This is a genomic window from Streptomyces sp. DH37 (assembly GCF_029813835.1).
In the GTDB taxonomy this organism is placed as follows: domain Bacteria; phylum Actinomycetota; class Actinomycetes; order Streptomycetales; family Streptomycetaceae; genus Streptomyces.
In genome coordinates, this window is sequence record NZ_JARVKV010000050.1 from 1 (window position 1) to 17338 (window position 17338).

Here is a 17338-nt window from a genome sequence, read left to right on the forward strand (position 1 = left end):
CCGCCACGGTGATGCGTGGCGGCGGCGCCGCTGGGGTGGGCCGGGCCCCGAGCCGTCGCCCCGAGTCGGACGGCAGCGGGGGTTCCGGCGTCTGTCAGCTCTCCGCGAGGATGTGGGAGAGCTCGGTGTCGAGGTCGAAGTGCCGGTGCTCGGTGCCGGGGGGTACCGCGGCGTCCGTTCGCTTGAGGAAGGATTCCAGGGCCCGCGCGGGGGCCTCCAGCAGTGCCTCGCCCTCCGGCGAACTGAGAGCGATGCAGACGACGCCCTGGCCGTGGCTGCGGGACGGCCAGACACGGACGTCGCCGGTGCCCGTGGGGCGGTGCAGCCCCTCCGCGAGGAGGTCGCGGGCGAAGACCCACTCGACGGTCTCCTCGGCGCCGGTGTGGAAGGTGGCGTGCACGGCGTACGGGTCGGCCGTGTCATACCGCAGGCCCGCGGGTACAGGCAGGGAGGACTCGCTCGATACAACGAGGCGCAGGTGCAGCTCGCAGCTGACCGTGGTGTTCATAAGCGCCAGGGCCTTTCGCTCAGTGTGCGCTCGGGGATTCGCACGTCGGCGAAATCGACATGCCACCTACGGGATGGTTGTAAACCCCTCTGCCCCTTTTGTTGTCCTTGACATCATTCAGATGGAGGAATGGGGATTTGGTAGGAGGGCCGTTCGGGCGAACGGCGAAGAGGGCTCGGGTAATCTGGGCCAGGTGAAAACCGAGAGTAAGGAACGGGCCCTCGGTTCGCGGGCGCCACAGTTCGTCAAGGCCTCCCGGGCGCTCCATCTGAGCTGGCAGGTGGGGGTCTTCCTGGTCGGGCTCGCCATCGTGACCGCCGGGGTGCTGATGCTGGCGCTCCCCGGCCCGGGGTGGCTGGTGATCTTCACGGGGCTGGCGGTCTGGGCGACGGAGTTCGTCTGGGCGCAGATCGTCCTGCGCTGGACGCGCCGCAAGGTCTCCGAGGCGGCCAAGCGCGCGCTCGACCCGAGGGTGCGGCGGCGCAACATGACGATCACGGCGGTCGGCGCGGCCGTCGCCGCGGTCCTGGTGGGCGTGTACCTGGCGCGGTACGGGCTGGCGATGCCGTGGGAGGTCGCGGGCTGAGCCGCCGGCGCCCCCGGTTCCAGGGGGCGCCGGGGGTCACGAGCAGTCGCTGACATGCGGTAATGTTGTCGGCGCACCCGGGCGATTAGCTCAGCGGGAGAGCGCTTCGTTCACACCGAAGAGGTCACTGGTTCGATCCCAGTATCGCCCACCGAAGACCGGGGCCCCGGAAGGCGCAGAGCCTTCCGGGGCCCCGGTCTCGTCGTATGCGCCCCGGCTCCGGTCCGGACACCCGCCGGTGAATTCTGTCCGAACCGTTGACGCCCCTGCCGCTCGTCCTTAGGTTAACCCGGCAAGCGCTTGCCTAAAACGTTTCAAGCAACCGGGGTGGCGGGACGAACCCGCCCGGGAGGGGCGTTTCGATGAGTTCTCGACGGAGCAGGACCACGAGCCTGCGGGCGATAGGGGCCGGACTGGCCGCGCTGGGGCTGCTCGCCTCCGGATGCGGCGGCGGAGACGCCGGCGCGGACGGCAAGGTGACCATCCGCTACTCCTGGTGGGGTGCGCAGGACAGGGCCGACCTGATCAACAGGACCATCGACCTGTTCGAGAAGGAGAACCCCGACATCGAGGTCAAGACCGACTTCCAGGAGTACGGCGACTTCTGGACCAAGTTCAACACCCAGGCCGCGGGCGGCAACCCGCCCGACGTCTTCCAGAACTCCTACGCCTTCCTGCGCAAGTACGGGCAGAAGAACCTGCTGCTCGACCTGAACGCGCAGGTGAAGGCGGGCAACCTGAACCTGGACGACTTCCGCCAGGGTCTGGGGAGGGCCGGCGAGGTCGACGGGAAGCTGCTGGGCGTGCCGGTGGGCGCCAACACCTTCACGCTCGTCTACGACGTCAAGGCGTTCGAGGAGGCCGGGGTCACCCCCGAGCACGGCTGGACGTGGAAGGACCTCGACCGGGCCGTCGAGAAGATCAGCGGCTCGGAGAAGGACTTCTGGGGAGCCAGCGACAACGGCGGCGTGATGTACCTGTACGACCTCCACCTGCGCCAGCAGGGGAAGGCGTTCTTCACGGAGGAGGGGCTCGGCTTCACCGAGGCCGACCTGCGGAAGTGGTGGGGCGACCACCGGAAGAAGCTCGAGGACGGCTTGCTGGTCCCGGCCAAGCAGGCCGAGCAGGTCAAGCCCAAGTCCTCGCTCAGCGCCGGTCTGTCGGCGGCCGAGTTCACCTGGGACAACTTCCTGGTCCGCTACACCTCGGAGACGGACAGGGAGCTCGCCCTGGCGCCGATCCCGACCGTGGACGGCGAGCGGACCGGCCAGTACCTCTCCTCGCTGATGCTCAGCGCCTCCGCCCGCACCAAGCACCCGGAGGAGGTCGCCACGTTCATCGACTTCATGGTCAACGACCCCGAGGTCGGCAAGATCATGGGCTACAACCGCGGAGTGCTGCCGACCAACGCGCAGTTCGAGGCGTACGAGCCCGAGGGGCCCGACGCGCTGATCGCCGAGTACGAGAAGAGCGTCTCCGACCACCTGGAGCCCATCACGCCGCACCCGGCCGGAACCGACACCGTCGAGGCCGCCTTCCTGAGCATCTACGGCTCGGTGGCCCAGGGCAGCACCTCGGTCGACGACGCGGTGGCCCAGTTCTTCGACGAGGCCAAGACCGCCCTCGGCTCCTGACCCGAGGAGAACGCTCCGTGATGCGTACCGACACCCCCGCACCGGCCGAGGCGGAGAGGGGGCGGGCGGCGAAGGGCCCCCGCCCCGCCCCGCCCGTCCCCGCCCCCGGACCCGCCGCCACCGCGCGGCGGCGGGCCCGCCGGGAGACCCTGGCCGGCTACCTGTTCCTCTCCCCGTGGTGCGTCGGCATCCTGCTGCTGACGCTGGGGCCCATGCTCGTCTCGCTCTACCTGGCCTTCACCGACTACAACCTCTTCGACTCGCCCCGCTGGGTCGGCCTGGAGAACTTCTCCGAGATGTTCTCCGACGACCGCTGGTGGAAGTCGGTGCGGGTCACGGCGGTGTTCGTGCTGGTCGCCACCCCGCTCAAGCTCGCGATCGCGCTCGGCGTGGCGATGCTGCTGGTGCGTCCCCGCAAGGGGCAGGGCTTCTACCGCTCGGCGTTCTACGCCCCCTCGCTGATCGGGGCGAGCGTGAGCATCGGCATCGTGTGGCGGGCCCTGTTCCAGGACGGCGCGGTCGTCGACCGTTCCCTGAGCCTGTTCGGCTGGGACGGCGGCGGCTGGGTCGGCGACCCGGACTGGTCGATGCCCACGCTGGTCGCCCTGTCGGCCTGGCAGTTCGGCGCGCCGATGGTGATCTTCCTGGCCGGTCTCAAGCAGGTGCCGCGCGAGCTGTACGAGGCGGCCGAGGTGGACGGCGCCGGCGCCTGGCGGCGGTTCCGCTCCATCACCCTGCCGATGATCTCCCCGGTGCTCTTCTTCAACCTGCTGCTGGAGATCATCCACTCCTTCCAGATCTTCACCTCCGCGCTCGTGATCGCCGGGCCCGGCGGCGGGCGCGCGGGCGGCCCCGGCGACTCGCTGCTCGTCTACACCTGGTACCTGTACGAGCAGGGCTTCGCCAACCTGCGCATGGGTTACGCCTCCGCGATGGCCTGGATGCTGCTCGCCGGCATCGCCGTGGTGACCGCCGTGCTGTTCTGGTCCCAGCGCCGCTGGGTGCACTACGAGGAGGGGGGCCGATGAGCGCGCCCACCGGCACCGCCCGTACCGCCCGTACCGTCCGTCCCACCCGTTCCGCCCGCACCACCGCCTCCGGGCGCCGCAGGGCGCGGTCGGTCCTGTGGCACCTGGGGGCGCTGGCCCTCCTGGTCGTGGTGCTCTACCCGGTGGTCTGGGTGGTCGGCGGCTCCCTCAAGCCGGGGAACGAGATCGTCGGCAGCCTCGAACTGCTGCCCACCGACCCGATCACCGACAACTACGAGCGGCTCGCCGACGGGATCGCGGGCATCGGCATCGAGACGTTCTTCGTCAACTCGCTGATCGTCGCGCTGGGTTCGGTGGCCGGCGTGCTGTTCTCCTGCTCGCTGGCCGCGTACGCCTTCGCCCGGATCCGCTTCGCGGGCCGCAACGTGCTGTTCGCGTTGATGATCGGCACCCTGCTGCTGCCCGTCCACGTGCTGCTGGTGCCGCAGTACGTGCTGTTCCAGAAGATGGAGCTGATCAACACCTACGTGCCGCTGCTGCTGGGCAAGTTCCTCGCGGTGGACGCCTTCTTCGTCTTCCTGATGGTGCAGTTCATGCGCAACCTCCCCAGGGAGCTGGACGAGGCGGCCCGCATCGACGGCTGCGGCCACTGGCGGATCTACTGGACGATCGTGCTGCCGCTGTGCCGCCCCGCGCTGATCACCAGCGCCATCTTCAGCTTCATCTGGGCCTGGAACGACTTCCTCGGGCCGCTGATCTACCTCAACGAGCCCGACAAGTACACCGTCTCGCTCGGTCTGAAGATGTTCATGGACCAGGACAGCCTCGCCGACTACGGCGGCATGATCGCCATGTCGATGGCCGCCCTGCTGCCGGTGCTGCTGTTCTTCCTCGCCTTCCAGCGCTACCTCGTCGAGGGCGCGGCCACCTCGGGGCTCAAGGGATGAGCGCGACCGCGGGCACAGCCGTGAACACCGTCGTGAACACCGTCGTGAACACCGCCGTGAACACCGCCGTGGACACCGGGCCCGCCGCGGAGGCGGAGCGGCGGCCCCTCGCCGCCCGGTTCGCGCTCTTCGCCGAGTGCCTGCTCGCCGGGGTGTGGCTGCTGCTCGCCGCGCTCGCGCTGGTGACCGCGCTGCCCGCGTTCGCCGCCGCCTGCGGGCATCTGCGGCGCTACCTGGACGCCGAGCGGGCGGGATGGCGGGAGTTCGCCGCCGGGCTGCGCGCGGCCGTACGCGCCGGCTGGCGGTTCTCGCTGCTGTGGTGGGCCGCTCTGGCGCTGCTCGTCTTCGACCTGCGGGTGGTCTCCTCCGGGCTGCTGCCCGGCGGTCCGGCGGTGGCCGCGGTCGGCGCCGTCACGGCCGCCGCCGCGGTGGCCGTGGTGGTGACCGGGCTGCGCACGGCCGCCGCCTGGCGCCCCGGCGGCGACTGGTTCCGCACCGGCCGGGCCGCCGCCCGCCGCACCTGCCGTACCGAGCCGGGCGGCTCGCTGCTGCTGGCCGGCGGGCTGGCCGTGGTCGCCGTCGCCGCCTGGATGCTGCCGCCCCTGGTGGCGCCGGCCCTCGGCTGCCTGGCCGCCTGCGCGGTCGCCGCCGAGCGGCGGTACGGCCGTCCCTGACCGCTTCCTCCCGCCCGGCCGCTTCGGCACCACGCCGGAGCGGTCGGCACTCCGGCCTGTCATGAACCTGATCTAAGAATGGGAGTGTCCATGTCCCCGATCCCCCGACGAAGCGTGCTCCAGGCGGCGGCCGTCGCCGGCGCCGCCGCCCAGGCCTCCTGGCTGCTCGGCGGCACGCCCGCCCACGCGGCCCACCCGGCCGGCGCCGCCGCCGCCGAGGGCGCCGACGGCCCGGTGGAGATCACCTGGCTGGAGGACGGGGGCCTCGGCGAGGCCCCCGGCAACACCTTCGGCGTGCCCTGGCCCAAGGGCGCCCTCCGGGCCGGCACCGCGTTCTCGCTCACCGCCGCCGACGGCGCCGCCGTCCCCGTCCAGACCTGGCCCACCGCGTACTGGCCCGACGGCACCCTGAAGTGGACCGCGCACGCCGTCGGCCCCGAGGCCGGGGACGCCGCCTCCTACCGCCTCACCCCCGGCGCCGCCCCGGCCGCTCCCGCCAGAGCCGTCACCGTCACCCGCAAGGGCGGCGACGTCGTGGTGGACACCGGCGCCGTCACCGCCCGCATCGGCCACGACGGCAGGGCCCTGGTGAAGTCCGTGCGACGGGGATCCACCGAGATCGCCCGCGACGGCCGCCTCGTCCTGCTCCGGCAGGCGGAGATCGAGGACGGCGACCAGGGCACGGAGAAGCGGCAGCGCTTCGACAGCGACATCGAGGAGGTCGCCGTCGAACAGGACGGCCCGGTCCGCGCGGTGGTCCGCGTCGACGGGAAGCACCGCCGGGGGAGCCGCGGCTGGCTCCCGTTCTCCGTCCGCCTGTACTTCCACGCCGGCTCCGACTCCTTCCGGATGCTGCACACCGTCACCTTCGACGGCGACGAGCACGAGGACTTCATCCGCGGCCTCGGCGTCCGCTTCACCGTCCCGATGCGCGACGAGCACCACGACCGCCACATCCGCATCGGCGGCGAGGGCCGCGGCCTGCTGTCGGAGGCGGTCCGGGGCGTCACCGGACTGCGCCGCGACCCCGGCGCCGAGGTCCGCGCCAAGCAGGTCAGGGGCGAGAGGCTGCCCGACCCCGCCACCTGGGACCAGCGCGTCACCAGCCGGCTGCACCTCATCCCCACCTGGGGCGACTACACCCTCAGCCAGCTCTCCGCCGACGGCTTCACCGTGCGCAAGCGCACCAAGCCCGGCCACGGCTGGATCGCCGCGGGCGGCGGACGCCGGGCCTCGGGCTTCGGCTACGTCGGCGGGGTGAGCGGCGGACTCTCCTTCGGACTGCGCGACTTCTGGCGCAAGCACCCCGCCCAGCTCGACGTACGCGGCGCCGCCACGGACGAGGCCGAGGTCACCCTCTGGCTCTGGTCCCCCGAGGCGCAGCCGATGGACCTGCGCTTCTACCACGACGGCATGGGCCAGGACACCCACGCCGAGCAGCTGGAGGGCCTCAACATCACCTACGAGGACTACGAGCCCGGCTTCGGCACCCCCTACGGCATCGCCCGCACCAGCGAGCTGATGTTCTGGGCCAACGCCGCCACCCCCGCCGCCGGGACCCTCGCCCGCCAGGCCGAGGCCGTACAGACCCCGCCGCAGCTGATCGCCCCGCCCGCGCACCTCGCCGCCGCCGGCGTCTTCGGCGGGCTGTTCGCCCCCGTCGACCGCTCCACGCCCGCGAAGGCGAAGCTGGAGGACCACCTGGACTTCCTCTTCGACTACTACCGCGACCAGGTGGAGCAGCGCCGCTGGTACGGCTTCTGGGACTACGGCGACATCATGCACACCTACGACCCCGACCGGCACCAGTGGCGCTACGACGTCGGCGGTTACGCCTGGGACAACTCCGAGCTCTCCCCGGACCTGTGGCTGTGGTACGCCTACCTGCGCTCCGGCCGCGCGGACGTCTTCCGCTTCGCCGAGGCCATGACCCGCCACACCGGCGAGGTCGACGTCTACCACCTGGGCAAGTGGGCCGGGCTCGGCACCCGCCACGGCGTCCAGCACTACGCCGACAGCGCCAAGCAGCAGCGCATCTCCACCGCCGTCTACCGCCGCCCGTACTACTTCCTCACCGCCGACGAGCGCTGCGGCGACCTGATGCACGCCCTCGTCGACTCCGACGAGACCTTCCTCGCCCTCGACCCGCTGCGCAAGATCCGCACCGAGCCCTACGAGCCCGACCCCCACGCGCTGGGCATCGGGCTGGGCACCGACTGGAGCGGCCTGGCCGCCGCCTGGCTCACCGAGTGGGAGCGCCGCGGGCCCAAGGCGGAGACGGCCGAGAGGAAGCTCAGGGCCACCATGCGCACCATCGCGCGGATGCCCAACGGCTTCTGCACCGGCGAGGGCCGCTACGACATCGACACCGGGGAGTTCGCCGAGGCGGAGAAGAAGGTCTCCATGAGCCACCTGAGCGCGATGTTCGGCCAGGTGGAGATCTGCGCCGAGCTGATCCACCTCACCGACGTCGAGGGCTTCGAGGAGGCCTGGCTCCAGTACTGCCGCCTCTACGGCGCCACCAGGGCCGAGCAGCAGGCCGAACTCGGCGGCTACGCCACCAACCTCATCCTCCAGCAGGGCCACTCCCGGCTCACCGGCTACGCGGCCTCCCGGCTGAAGGACGAGCGGGACAAGTACGCCACCCGCGCCTGGCGGGAGTTCTTCACCAAGGACGCCTGGGGCTACAGCGAGTCCTCCCCGTGGAGGACGGAGAGGATCAGCGGGCCCATGGCCCTGGTCGAGGGCAGCGGGGCCTCCTGGGTGGACACCAACACCACCGCCCTGTACGGCCTGGCCGCCATCCAGAACCTCGCCCTGATCGGGGACCGCATCCCCGGGTGAGGCCGACCGGACCGGGGCGGACGGCCCAGGCTCCCGTCCGCCCCTCCCTCCGTTTCTCCCACCGCCCCTCCCTCCGTTTTCTCCCTCCGCCCCTTCCTCCGTTTTCTCCCTCCGCCCCTCCCGGTACGGCCGCGCCCGTCAGCGCATCCGGCCCACCGCCCGGCGCAGCCGCCGGGCGTCCCGCAGCCGCCGCTCGTACGTCGCCCCGGCGGCCAGGAGCAGCACGCCCGCGGCGGCCGGCGGCGCCCAGCGGGGGAGGAGGCCGGCCACCTGGACGACGTAGGGCGCCAGTTCGTGCACGGCGACCAGCGCGGCGGTGCCCCCGCCCAGCAGCAGCGGGGCCTTCAGCCGCAGCCGCGCGCCCAGCACGGTCAGGACCAGCGCGGCGGTGCCCAGCAGCAGCGGGCGCGGCCAGTGCGGGTCCACCCAGGCCGCCGCCAGGCTCGGCACCAGCGTCGTCGCCAGCCCGGGGCCGTACGCCGCCCAGGAGGAGACGTCCGGCCGGATCCGGTGCAGATGGCCGACGACCAGCGCGGGGACGGTGACCGGCAGGGTGTACGCCTCCGGGGAGGTCACCTCCCAGCTCCCCAGCCGCACCCACCAGGCCAGCACCAGCAGCGCGACCCCCGCGTACACCGCGACCGGCCGGCGCTCCGGGCGCAGCGCCACCCCGCCCGCGGCCACGCCGCACAGGGCGAGCGCCAGGGAGAGCGCGGCGGGCTCCGCCACGGCCAGGACCACGGCCACGGCGGCGACGGCGTACCCGGCGCACTCCACCGGGAGCCCGGCCGGACGCGTCCGCAGCCGGGCCGCCACCGGCGCCGTGGCGACCGCGACGCCCAGCACCGCGAACGCCGCCCCGTGGGAGGGGAGGCCGAGGGCCAGGGACGCGGCGGCCGCGAGCGCGGCCGTCCACAGCACCGCCGCCACGGCCGCCGCCGGACCCGTCACCGCCGTGGCGCGCGCGGCCGCCGCCGTGGCGGCGAAGACCGCGGCCAGCGCCGCCGACACGGCCACCGTCATCGCCGGTTCGGCCAGGGACCAGCCGCTCACCGACACGGCCAGCACGAGCGCGGTTCCCCGCGCCGTGACCCCGGTGGCCCTCCCCGGCGCGGACGACCCCGCCCGCGCCGCGCCCACCGGGACGGCGAGCAGCAGCGCCACCAGGGCCACCAGCAGCACCACGGCCACCCGGTAGCGCAGGTCCAGCACCACCGGCAGGACGGCCGCCGTCGCGCCCGCCGGCACCAGCGCGCCCGCCGCGGCCCGCGCGCGCCACACCCGCGGCACCCGTGCCACCCGTGCCACCGGGTCCCGGCCGACCGCGGCCAGGGCCACCGCCAGCGCGCCCAGCACCGCGGGCAGCGCCATCCCGTACGACCACTCCAGCCCCGGCGAGACCGCCGCCCGGGCGCCCTGCGGCGCACCGTCCCACGCCCGGACCGTCCAGCCGAGCGGCCCCAGCACCAGGTGGGCCACGGCGGGCAGCGCCCACAGCGCGGCGCCGGCGCACACCGCCGCGGAGGCCGACCGCAGACCCGCCGCCACGGACGCGCCCACCGCCGGAACCACCGCCGGGACCGCCGCCAGCGCCATGGCGCACAGCACGAAGCCGAGCACCGGCCACCCCGGCTCCGGCAGCACACCCGTCGCCCGCAGCGCGCCGCCGCCCGCCACCAGCACGGCCAGCCCCGCCACCGCGGCCGGCGCCACGGCCACCGCCGCCGTGCCCGCGCGCCCGGCGAGGCGGCGGGCCGCGTACAGCAGCACCGCCGCGGCCGCCGCGAGCAGCGCCGCCGCGTGCGCCGACCGGGCCCACCCCGAGGCCGTCAGGGCCAGCAGAGCGGCCGTCAGCAGTCCCGGGGCGCCCAGCGCGCACCCCGCCGCGAGAGCCGTCACCGCCACCGGCCGGCGCCCGCGCCCGGCACACCACAGGGCCACCGCCGCGTCGCCGGCCGCCGTCGCCAGCAGCGCCCAGGAGAACGCGTACGGGCCGCCCCCGGCGCTCAGCGCCCAGAGCGGCAGCGGGAGTTGGGCGAGGCACACGGCGGCGGGCAGCGGGCCCCGCAGCCGCGGCAGCGCGGACCCGTACCCCGCCCAGAGCGCGGCGACCACCGCCGCCGCCACCGCCGCGTAACCGGGGCCGCCGGTGTCCGGCAGCGCGACCCGGTGCAGCGCGTACGCGTCGAGCAGCAGCAGGACCAGCCCCAGGGCCGCCACGGCCTCGGCCGTCGCGGCCAGTCCGCGGCGCAGCAGCGCCACGGGCACGGCCGAGGCCAGCAGCGTCAGCGCGCCCAGCACCGCCGCGCGGCCCCCGATGCCCAGCCGGCCCCAGCTCACCAGCGTGAAGGCGGCCACCGCCACCGCCAGCAGCACTCCGCCGAGGGCCAGCAGCACGTTCCGGGCGGCGGGTGGCGCGGTGGGCGGCGCGGTGGGGGGCGGGCCCGGTACGGCCGGCGGGGCCGGCGGGGCGGAGGCGCTCGGCACGGGGCCCGGCGGGCCGGCGGGCCCGGGGGCCGGCGCACGCAGCCCGGCCAGCAACTCCCAGCGCCGGGAGAGCAGTTCGGCGCGCCGGGCGTCCAGCCGCCACAGCTCCGCGTCGATCTCCCGCACCCGCTCCGGCACCGGGCCGGTGAGCGGCAGCGCGCACCGGGGACAGACCGCCCCCGGACCGCCGGAGGGGAGTGGCAGTGAACAGCCGGGGCAGTAGGCAGGCGGTGGAACGTTCGGCATGCGCGGAGTGTGGCGCGCACGAGGGCGAGCGGACATGCGCGGTGGTACTCAGACGCGGCTGAGTACCACCCCCGCCCGCGGGGAGGGCCGGTGACCATGGACTGGAACCGCTACCGCTTCCGCGCCGTCTGGGATCTGGACGCGCCCCCGGAGGAGGTCTACGCGGTCCTGGAGCGGGCGGAGGAGTACCCCGCCTGGTGGCCGCAGGTGCGCGAGGTCGTCTGGCGGGACGGCGGCGGGCACGGCGGGCCGGCCGGCGCCGCCCGGATCCGCTCCCTGCTCCCGTACGAGCTACGGATCACCGCCCGGCTCACGCTGCGCGACCCCGCCGCCCGGACCCTGGCGATCGGGATGACCGGGGACCTGGAGGGCTGGGCCCGCTGGAGGGTCGCACCGCGCGGCGGCCCGCACGGCCCCGCGGCCACCGGCGCCCGCACCGCCGCCTGCACCACCGCCCGCACCGGGGCCCGGGCGGTCTTCGAGCAGGAGGTGGAGGCCCGCAAGCCCCTCCTGCGGCTGCTGGCGCTCCCCGCCCGCCCGCTGTTCGCGGCCAACCACGCGCTGATGATGCGCGCCGGGCACCGCGGGCTGCGCCGGCGGCTGCGGGAGGACCGGAAGGGAGGGCGGGGGAAGGGGTTTGGATGAACACCCGCGCTCCCTGTATGGTTCTCGTCGTGCCGCAGGGCACCGCAGCGGGCGATTAGCTCAGCGGGAGAGCGCTTCGTTCACACCGAAGAGGTCACTGGTTCGATCCCAGTATCGCCCACCGCCCGGGAGGCCGGTTCCGTCCGACGGAACCGGCCTCCCGCGTTCTCCGCCCGCGCCGCCCCGGCCCGCTCAGGCCGCCGCCGGGACCTCCGCCCGCAGCGGCCACGCCGGATCGACCTCCTCGTCCGACCCCCTGCGCGCGAACCACGCCTGCAGCCCCCGCGCCTGGGCGGCGTGCCAGACCGTCTGGAGGGAGTGCAGTTCGGCCGGGGACAGCGACGACAGCCGCCGCGCGTGGCGGCGCCCCACCTCCCGTACGACCCCGAGCGCCGCCGTGGCGTCGGCGGCGGCGTCATGGGCCTCGGCCAGCTCCACGCCGTAGTGCGCGCACAGGGCGGTCAGGGTGCGGCGGCCCTTGCGGTAGCGGTCCAGGTGCTTGTCCAGCACGCGCGGGTCGAGCACGCACGGCGGCGGGGACCCGGCGGCGCCGATCAGCGGGGTGTCCCGGTGCCGCCGCGACTCCCGGTCCAGCAGCGTCAGGTCGAACGGCGCGTTCATCACCACCAGCGGCAGCCCCTCGGCCCACCGCTCCGCCAGCGCCCGCGCGATCTCCCCGACCGCCTCGGCCGGCGGGCGGCCGTGCTCGCGCAGGTGCTCCCCGGTCAGGCCGTGCACCGCCGACGCCCGCTCCGGCACGGGCACTCCCGGGTCCACCAGCCACCGCACGGCGCGTACCGGCGCCCCCGGGGCCTCCTGCACCACCAGCGCGGCCGAGACGATCCGGTCCCGTTCCGGGTCCACCCCCGTGGTCTCGGTGTCGAAGGCGGCGAGCGGCCCCTCGTACCACACCGTCATGCTCCTCGTTCCCCCTCCGTGTCGCTGTGTCGCTCCCGGGACCGTCCCGGCGGCCGCGCGTACGGGCGGCGTACGGCGGCGTGCTGCGGCGTACGGCGGGCGTGCGGCGGCGCGCACGCCCGTCGCACGGGTTGATACCTCACCGGGCTCGCGGTCAACCCCGGCGCCCCTGGAACGGCCACGGCCGTTTCGCGGCGGGGGCGTCCGGCTCGGTACGATTCACGGTGCGCGGCGATCGCCCGCGCCTCGGGGCGGACCCCGAGACGAAGGCCCCGAGACAGCAGCAGTCAGGAGAGACCGGTGACGGACGTCCGTGTGATCATCCAACGCGATTCCGAGCGGGAAGAGCGCGTGGTGACCACGGGCACCACGGCCGCCGAGCTCTTCGGCGGCGACCGCTCGGTCGTCGCCGCGCGCGTCGGCGGGCAGCTGAAGGACCTGGCGTACGCCGTCGCCGACGGCGACGAGGTCGAGCCCGTGGAGATCTCCTCCCCGGACGGGCTGGACATCCTGCGGCACTCCACCGCGCACGTCATGGCCCAGGCCGTGCAGGACCTCTTCCCCGAGGCCAAGCTCGGCATCGGCCCGCCCGTCAAGGACGGCTTCTACTACGACTTCGACGTCGCCGAACCGTTCACCCCGGACGACCTCAAGCGCGTCGAGAAGCGGATGCAGGAGATCGTCAAGCGCGGCCAGCGCTTCTCCCGCCGCGTGACCAGTGACGAGGAGGCCCGCGAGGAGCTGGCCGGCGAGCCGTACAAGCTGGAGCTGATCGGGCTCAAGGGCAGCGCGGCCGAGGCCGCCGAGGGGGCGTCGGCCGAGGTCGGCGCGGGCGAGCTGACCATCTACGACAACCTCGACGCCAAGACGGGCGAGCTGTGCTGGAAGGACCTGTGCCGTGGTCCGCACCTGCCCACCACCCGCAACATCCCGGCCTTCAAGCTGATGCGGTCGGCCGCCGCGTACTGGCGGGGCAGCGAGAAGAACCCGCAGCTCCAGCGGATCTACGGCACCGCCTGGCCGTCGAAGGACGAGCTGAAGGCGTACCTGGAGTTCCTGGCGGAGGCCGAGAAGCGCGACCACCGCAGGCTCGGCGCCGAGCTGGACCTGTTCTCCATCCCCGAGGACATCGGCTCCGGCCTGGCCGTCTTCCACCCCAAGGGCGGCATCATCCGCCGCACCATGGAGGACTACTCGCGCAGGCGGCACGAGGAGGCGGGCTACGAGTTCGTCTACACCCCGCACGCCACCAAGGGGAAGCTGTTCGAGAAGTCGGGCCACCTGGACTGGTACGCCGACGGCATGTACCCGCCCATGCAGCTCGACGAGGGCGTGGACTACTACCTCAAGCCCATGAACTGCCCCATGCACAACCTGATCTTCGACGCGCGGGGCCGGTCCTACCGCGAACTGCCGCTGCGGCTGTTCGAGTTCGGGACCGTGTACCGCTACGAGAAGTCGGGCGTCGTCCACGGCCTGACCAGGGCGCGGGGCTTCACCCAGGACGACGCGCACATCTACTGCACCAGGGAGCAGATGGCGGACGAGCTCGACTCGCTGCTGACCTTCGTGCTGAACCTGCTGCGCGACTACGGCCTGGAGGACTTCTACCTGGAGCTGTCCACCAAGGACCCGGAGAAGTACATCGGGACGGACGAGAACTGGGAGGAGGCCACCGAGACCCTGCGCCGGGCCGCCGAGAAGCAGGGCCTGGAGCTGGTCATGGACCCGGCCGGCGCCGCCTTCTACGGTCCCAAGATCTCGGTCCAGGCGCGGGACGCCATCGGCCGGACCTGGCAGATGTCGACCATCCAGGTCGACTTCAACCTCCCCGAGCGCTTCGACCTGGAGTACACCGCCCCCGACGGCTCCCGGCAGCGGCCGGTGATGATCCACCGCGCGCTGTTCGGCTCCATCGAGCGGTTCTTCGCCGTCCTGCTGGAGCACTACGCGGGCGCCTTCCCGGCCTGGCTGGCCCCGGTCCAGGCGGTCGGCATCCCGATCGGCGACACGCACGTGCCGTACCTGGAGGAGTTCGCCGCCCGGGCGAAGGCCGCCGGGCTGCGGGTGGAGGTCGACTCCTCCTCGGACCGGATGCAGAAGAAGATCAGGAACGCGCAGAAGAGCAAGGTGCCGTTCATGGTCATCGCCGGTGACGACGACATGGCCGCCGGCGCGGTGAGCTTCCGCTACCGCGACGGCTCGCAGAAGAACGGCGTGCCGGTCGACGAGGCGATCGCGGAGATCGCCAAGGCCGTCGAGGACCGCGTCCAGGTCTGACCGCCGCGCCCGCCGTCCGTACGGCACCCGGCCCGGTGAGGCCCCCGGAGCGCAGGTGCGCTCCGGGGGCCTTCGCCCGTCCTCGCGCGGGAGGGCCCGGAGCGTCCGGCGCCGCGGGCCCGCCGGGGCCGCCGGGGGCCGCCCCGGCGACACGCCGGGGGCCGGTGAAGTCCTATGCTGGCCCGCATGAGCAGCGAGCCGGAGCAGCAGATCGGAGTGGGGTCGCCGGACGCCTTCCAGCGCCTGTGGACGCCCCACCGGATGGCCTACATCCAGGGCGAGAACAAGCCGAGCGGCCCGGGCGCCGGTGACGGCTGCCCGTTCTGCACGATCCCGGCGAAGTCCGACGAGGACGGGCTGGTGATCGCCCGCGGCGAGCGGGTGTACGCGGTGCTCAACCTCTACCCGTACAACGGCGGCCATCTGATGGTCGTGCCCTTCCGGCACGTCGCCGACTACACCGGCCTCACCGGTGAGGAGACGGCGGAGCTGGCCGACTACACCAAGCGGGCCATGGAGGCGCTGCGCGCGGCCTCCGGGGCGCAGGGGTTCAACATCGGCATGAACCAGGGCGAGGTCGCGGGCGCCGGGATCGCCGCCCACCTCCACCAGCACATCGTGCCGCGCTGGGGAGGCGACACCAACTTCATGCCGGTGGTGGGCCACACCAAGGTGCTGCCGCAGCTGCTGGCCGACACCCGGCGGATGCTGGCCGAGAAGTGGCCCTCCGGGGTCTGAGCCGCACACGCCGCGGGGTCCGCACGGCCGGGGAACCGGCGGCCGTACGGACCCCGCGGCCCTGCTCGTGCCTCCCCGCGGCGGTGCCGGGCGGACTCAGACGTTGTACACGTCGGCGTTGCCCGGCTCGGCGGCCTGCACCTGGCCGCTGAGCGCCAGGGAGCGGGAGCCGAACTTCTCGGTGTCCACGTTGTTGTCCCTCAGCACCTTCAGGGCCGCCGTGTGCACCACCCGCAGCACCGGGGTGGCCGCGCGCAGGGCGTCGTCGGCCATGAAGCGGTGGCGCCACGGCTTGTCGGCCCACACGTGCCGCAGCCCGAAGGGCTCGGGGAGGGTCAGCTTGCCGCCCAGGAAGTCCAGCACCGGCGGGAACCACGTCAGCGGGGCGCGCGCCGACAGCCGTACGACCTCGCGGGCCTCGATCAGCGGCAGCTCGATGTCCTTGGTCTCCCAGAACCTCACGGTCTTGGAGACGGTCTTCTTCCGCGGCGACGGCTTGGAGAAGAACACCGGGTGCACCGGGCCGAGCGCGTGGCCGGTGACCTCGATGCGCAGGGTGTGGTGGAGCACGGTCACGTTGACCAGCAGGGTGATCACGAGCTGGCCGTCCCACAGCACGAACTGGACGCCGAGGTAGTGGCGGTTGCCGCTGCCGAACTGTTGCTCGTTGCAGATCCGCTGGACCTCGAAGTCCTTGACGCTGTACGCCTCCACGTTCTGGCCGTCGGGCCGGGAGACCTCCGAGGCGCCCTCGCCGACCGGGGCGACCACCCAGTGCCGGACGGAGGGCTTGGGGAAGCCGCCGGTGTGCAGGGGGGTGCGCTCCAGCATCCGCAGCTGGTCGTGGATCGCGCGGATCACGTCCCAGCTCCGGAAGGGGTTGATCTCGGTGCCGGGGGAGGCCGGCACCAGCTCCTCGGCGAGCTGCCAGCTGCCCCAGCGGGTGCCCATGCCGAGTATCCCCTTGGGGCCGGCGTAGAAGACCACGTTGCTGCGCTGCTCGGCCGTCAGTTTGGCCAGATTCAGCCGGATGCTCTCCGCCCCCGCGTCGCCGGGGGCGTGCGGCACCGCCTCGGGGATCTTGGCGCCGATGCCGCCGCCCGTCAGCAGGCCCTCCCAGCGGGAGCGCAGGTCCTTGGCGTAGCGCTCGCAGATCTGCTTGGCCAGCAGCCAGCCCACGACCGGGGCGACCAGCATCACGCGCAGGTAGATCGCCCAGAAACCGGTGAAGGGCAGCTTCAGCACGAAGACCGCCGCCAGCACGCCGAGCGCGACGAGCACGCCCATGCCCAGCGCCCCGGCCCGGCGGTCCTGCGCGCCCGCCAGGGTCCGGCGCAGCTGGAAGCCGCCGAGCCACAGCAGGACGCCGGGCAGGAAGAGCACCCCGAAGAGGACCATCACGGCGGTCAGCCGGGCGTCGCGCTCCCGGCGGATGCGGTTGGCCGCCAGGCAGTGCTCGACCACGGCCTGCGGCTCGCAGCCGAAGGACTGGATCAGCGCCTTGCGGGCGCCGCCGAGCATCCGCGCCTGCACGGCGCGGGAGAACGCCTCGCCCAGGTTCGGCTCGAACAGGGAGAAGCGGGGCGCCGAGACCTTGGCGCCCTCGTTCGCCGCGAGCAGGTCCGCCACCGGGCCGTCCCGGTAGGCGGCCGAGGCCAGCGCCTGGGTGGGAGCGGTCTGCCCGCCGCCCGCCCCGGTCAACGGGACCTGCGCGCCGGGACTGAAGTCGTACGCGCCGCCCTCGACGTCATCGAAGCCCGCCAATGGTGCCCCCACTCCGCTCGCGCCGTCCGACGTCAGGCTCGTTCCGACCGTTCCCAACCGCGGCCCGCCGCACACCTG

13 protein-coding genes and 2 tRNA genes are annotated in these 17338 nt (G+C 73.7%); 11 read left to right on the top strand and 4 right to left on the bottom strand.

From position 1 onward, the window contains the following. Positions 1–94: 94 nt before the first annotated feature. Entirely contained in the window at positions 95–508 is a 414-nt protein-coding gene (locus tag QC029_RS21870; RefSeq protein WP_003959770.1) for an SsgA family sporulation/cell division regulator, read from the bottom strand. A gap of 121 nt (positions 509–629) precedes the next feature. On the opposite strand from QC029_RS21870, the gene QC029_RS21875 reads away from it, so the two are divergent. The 7 genes from QC029_RS21875 (at position 630) to QC029_RS21905 (ending at position 8182) form a co-directional block, all read left to right on the top strand. Continuing rightward, positions 630–1094 carry a TIGR02611 family protein gene (locus tag QC029_RS21875; protein WP_279557443.1) on the top strand — a complete coding sequence of 155 codons (465 nt, stop codon included), beginning with the start codon at positions 630–632 and terminating at the stop codon, positions 1092–1094. A gap of 79 nt (positions 1095–1173) precedes the next feature. Continuing rightward, positions 1174–1245 (top strand) — tRNA-Val (locus QC029_RS21880). A 211-nt stretch (positions 1246–1456) separates the two neighbouring features. Continuing rightward, the gene (locus tag QC029_RS21885; protein ID WP_279557444.1) at positions 1457–2728 is read left to right on the top strand and encodes a sugar ABC transporter substrate-binding protein; all 1272 of its coding nucleotides are present in this window, start codon (positions 1457–1459) and stop codon (positions 2726–2728) included. A gap of 20 nt (positions 2729–2748) precedes the next feature. Continuing rightward, entirely contained in the window at positions 2749–3756 is a 1008-nt protein-coding gene (locus QC029_RS21890; RefSeq protein ID WP_279557445.1) for a carbohydrate ABC transporter permease, read from the top strand. Then, positions 3753–4664, top strand: a complete 912-nt coding sequence (locus QC029_RS21895) for a carbohydrate ABC transporter permease (RefSeq protein ID WP_279557446.1) — start codon at positions 3753–3755, stop codon at positions 4662–4664. Before QC029_RS21890 ends, QC029_RS21895 begins: the two co-directional genes overlap by 4 nt. Further along, the gene (locus tag QC029_RS21900) at positions 4661–5338 is read left to right on the top strand and encodes a hypothetical protein (RefSeq protein WP_279557447.1); all 678 of its coding nucleotides are present in this window, start codon (positions 4661–4663) and stop codon (positions 5336–5338) included. The genes QC029_RS21895 and QC029_RS21900 overlap by 4 nt, the downstream gene beginning before the upstream one ends. A gap of 90 nt (positions 5339–5428) precedes the next feature. Beyond that, on the top strand, positions 5429–8182 hold the full coding sequence (locus QC029_RS21905) for a Tat pathway signal sequence domain protein (protein ID WP_279557448.1): 2754 nt from the start codon (positions 5429–5431) through the stop codon (positions 8180–8182). 138 nt (positions 8183–8320) lie between these two features. On the opposite strand, the gene QC029_RS21910 is transcribed toward QC029_RS21905, so the two are convergent. Next, on the bottom strand, positions 8321–10915 hold the full coding sequence (locus QC029_RS21910; RefSeq protein WP_279557449.1) for an SCO7613 C-terminal domain-containing membrane protein: 2595 nt from the start codon (positions 10913–10915) through the stop codon (positions 8321–8323). A 96-nt stretch (positions 10916–11011) separates the two neighbouring features. Here QC029_RS21910 and QC029_RS21915 point away from each other — a divergent pair, with 96 nt between their 5' ends. After that, the gene (locus QC029_RS21915) at positions 11012–11560 is read left to right on the top strand and encodes an SRPBCC family protein (protein ID WP_279557482.1); all 549 of its coding nucleotides are present in this window, start codon (positions 11012–11014) and stop codon (positions 11558–11560) included. 49 nt (positions 11561–11609) lie between these two features. Beyond that, positions 11610–11681: transfer RNA gene (locus QC029_RS21920), tRNA-Val, on the top strand. 71 nt (positions 11682–11752) lie between these two features. On the opposite strand, the gene QC029_RS21925 is transcribed toward QC029_RS21920, so the two are convergent. Then, complete coding sequence (locus tag QC029_RS21925) at positions 11753–12478, bottom strand: exonuclease domain-containing protein (protein WP_279557450.1); 726 nt, start codon at positions 12476–12478, stop codon at positions 11753–11755. Positions 12479–12778: 300 nt separating this feature from the next. Here QC029_RS21925 and thrS point away from each other — a divergent pair, with 300 nt between their 5' ends. Next, positions 12779–14758, top strand: coding sequence for a threonine--tRNA ligase (gene thrS / locus QC029_RS21930; RefSeq protein WP_279557451.1), 1980 nt, complete (start codon positions 12779–12781; stop codon positions 14756–14758). A 174-nt stretch (positions 14759–14932) separates the two neighbouring features. After that, the gene (locus QC029_RS21935; RefSeq protein ID WP_279557452.1) at positions 14933–15496 is read left to right on the top strand and encodes an HIT domain-containing protein; all 564 of its coding nucleotides are present in this window, start codon (positions 14933–14935) and stop codon (positions 15494–15496) included. A gap of 96 nt (positions 15497–15592) precedes the next feature. On the opposite strand, the gene QC029_RS21940 is transcribed toward QC029_RS21935, so the two are convergent. After that, a complete protein-coding gene (locus QC029_RS21940) occupies positions 15593–17260 on the bottom strand; it encodes a hypothetical protein (RefSeq protein WP_279557453.1) in 1668 nt (555 codons plus the stop codon). Positions 17261–17338: the final 78 nt, after the last annotated feature.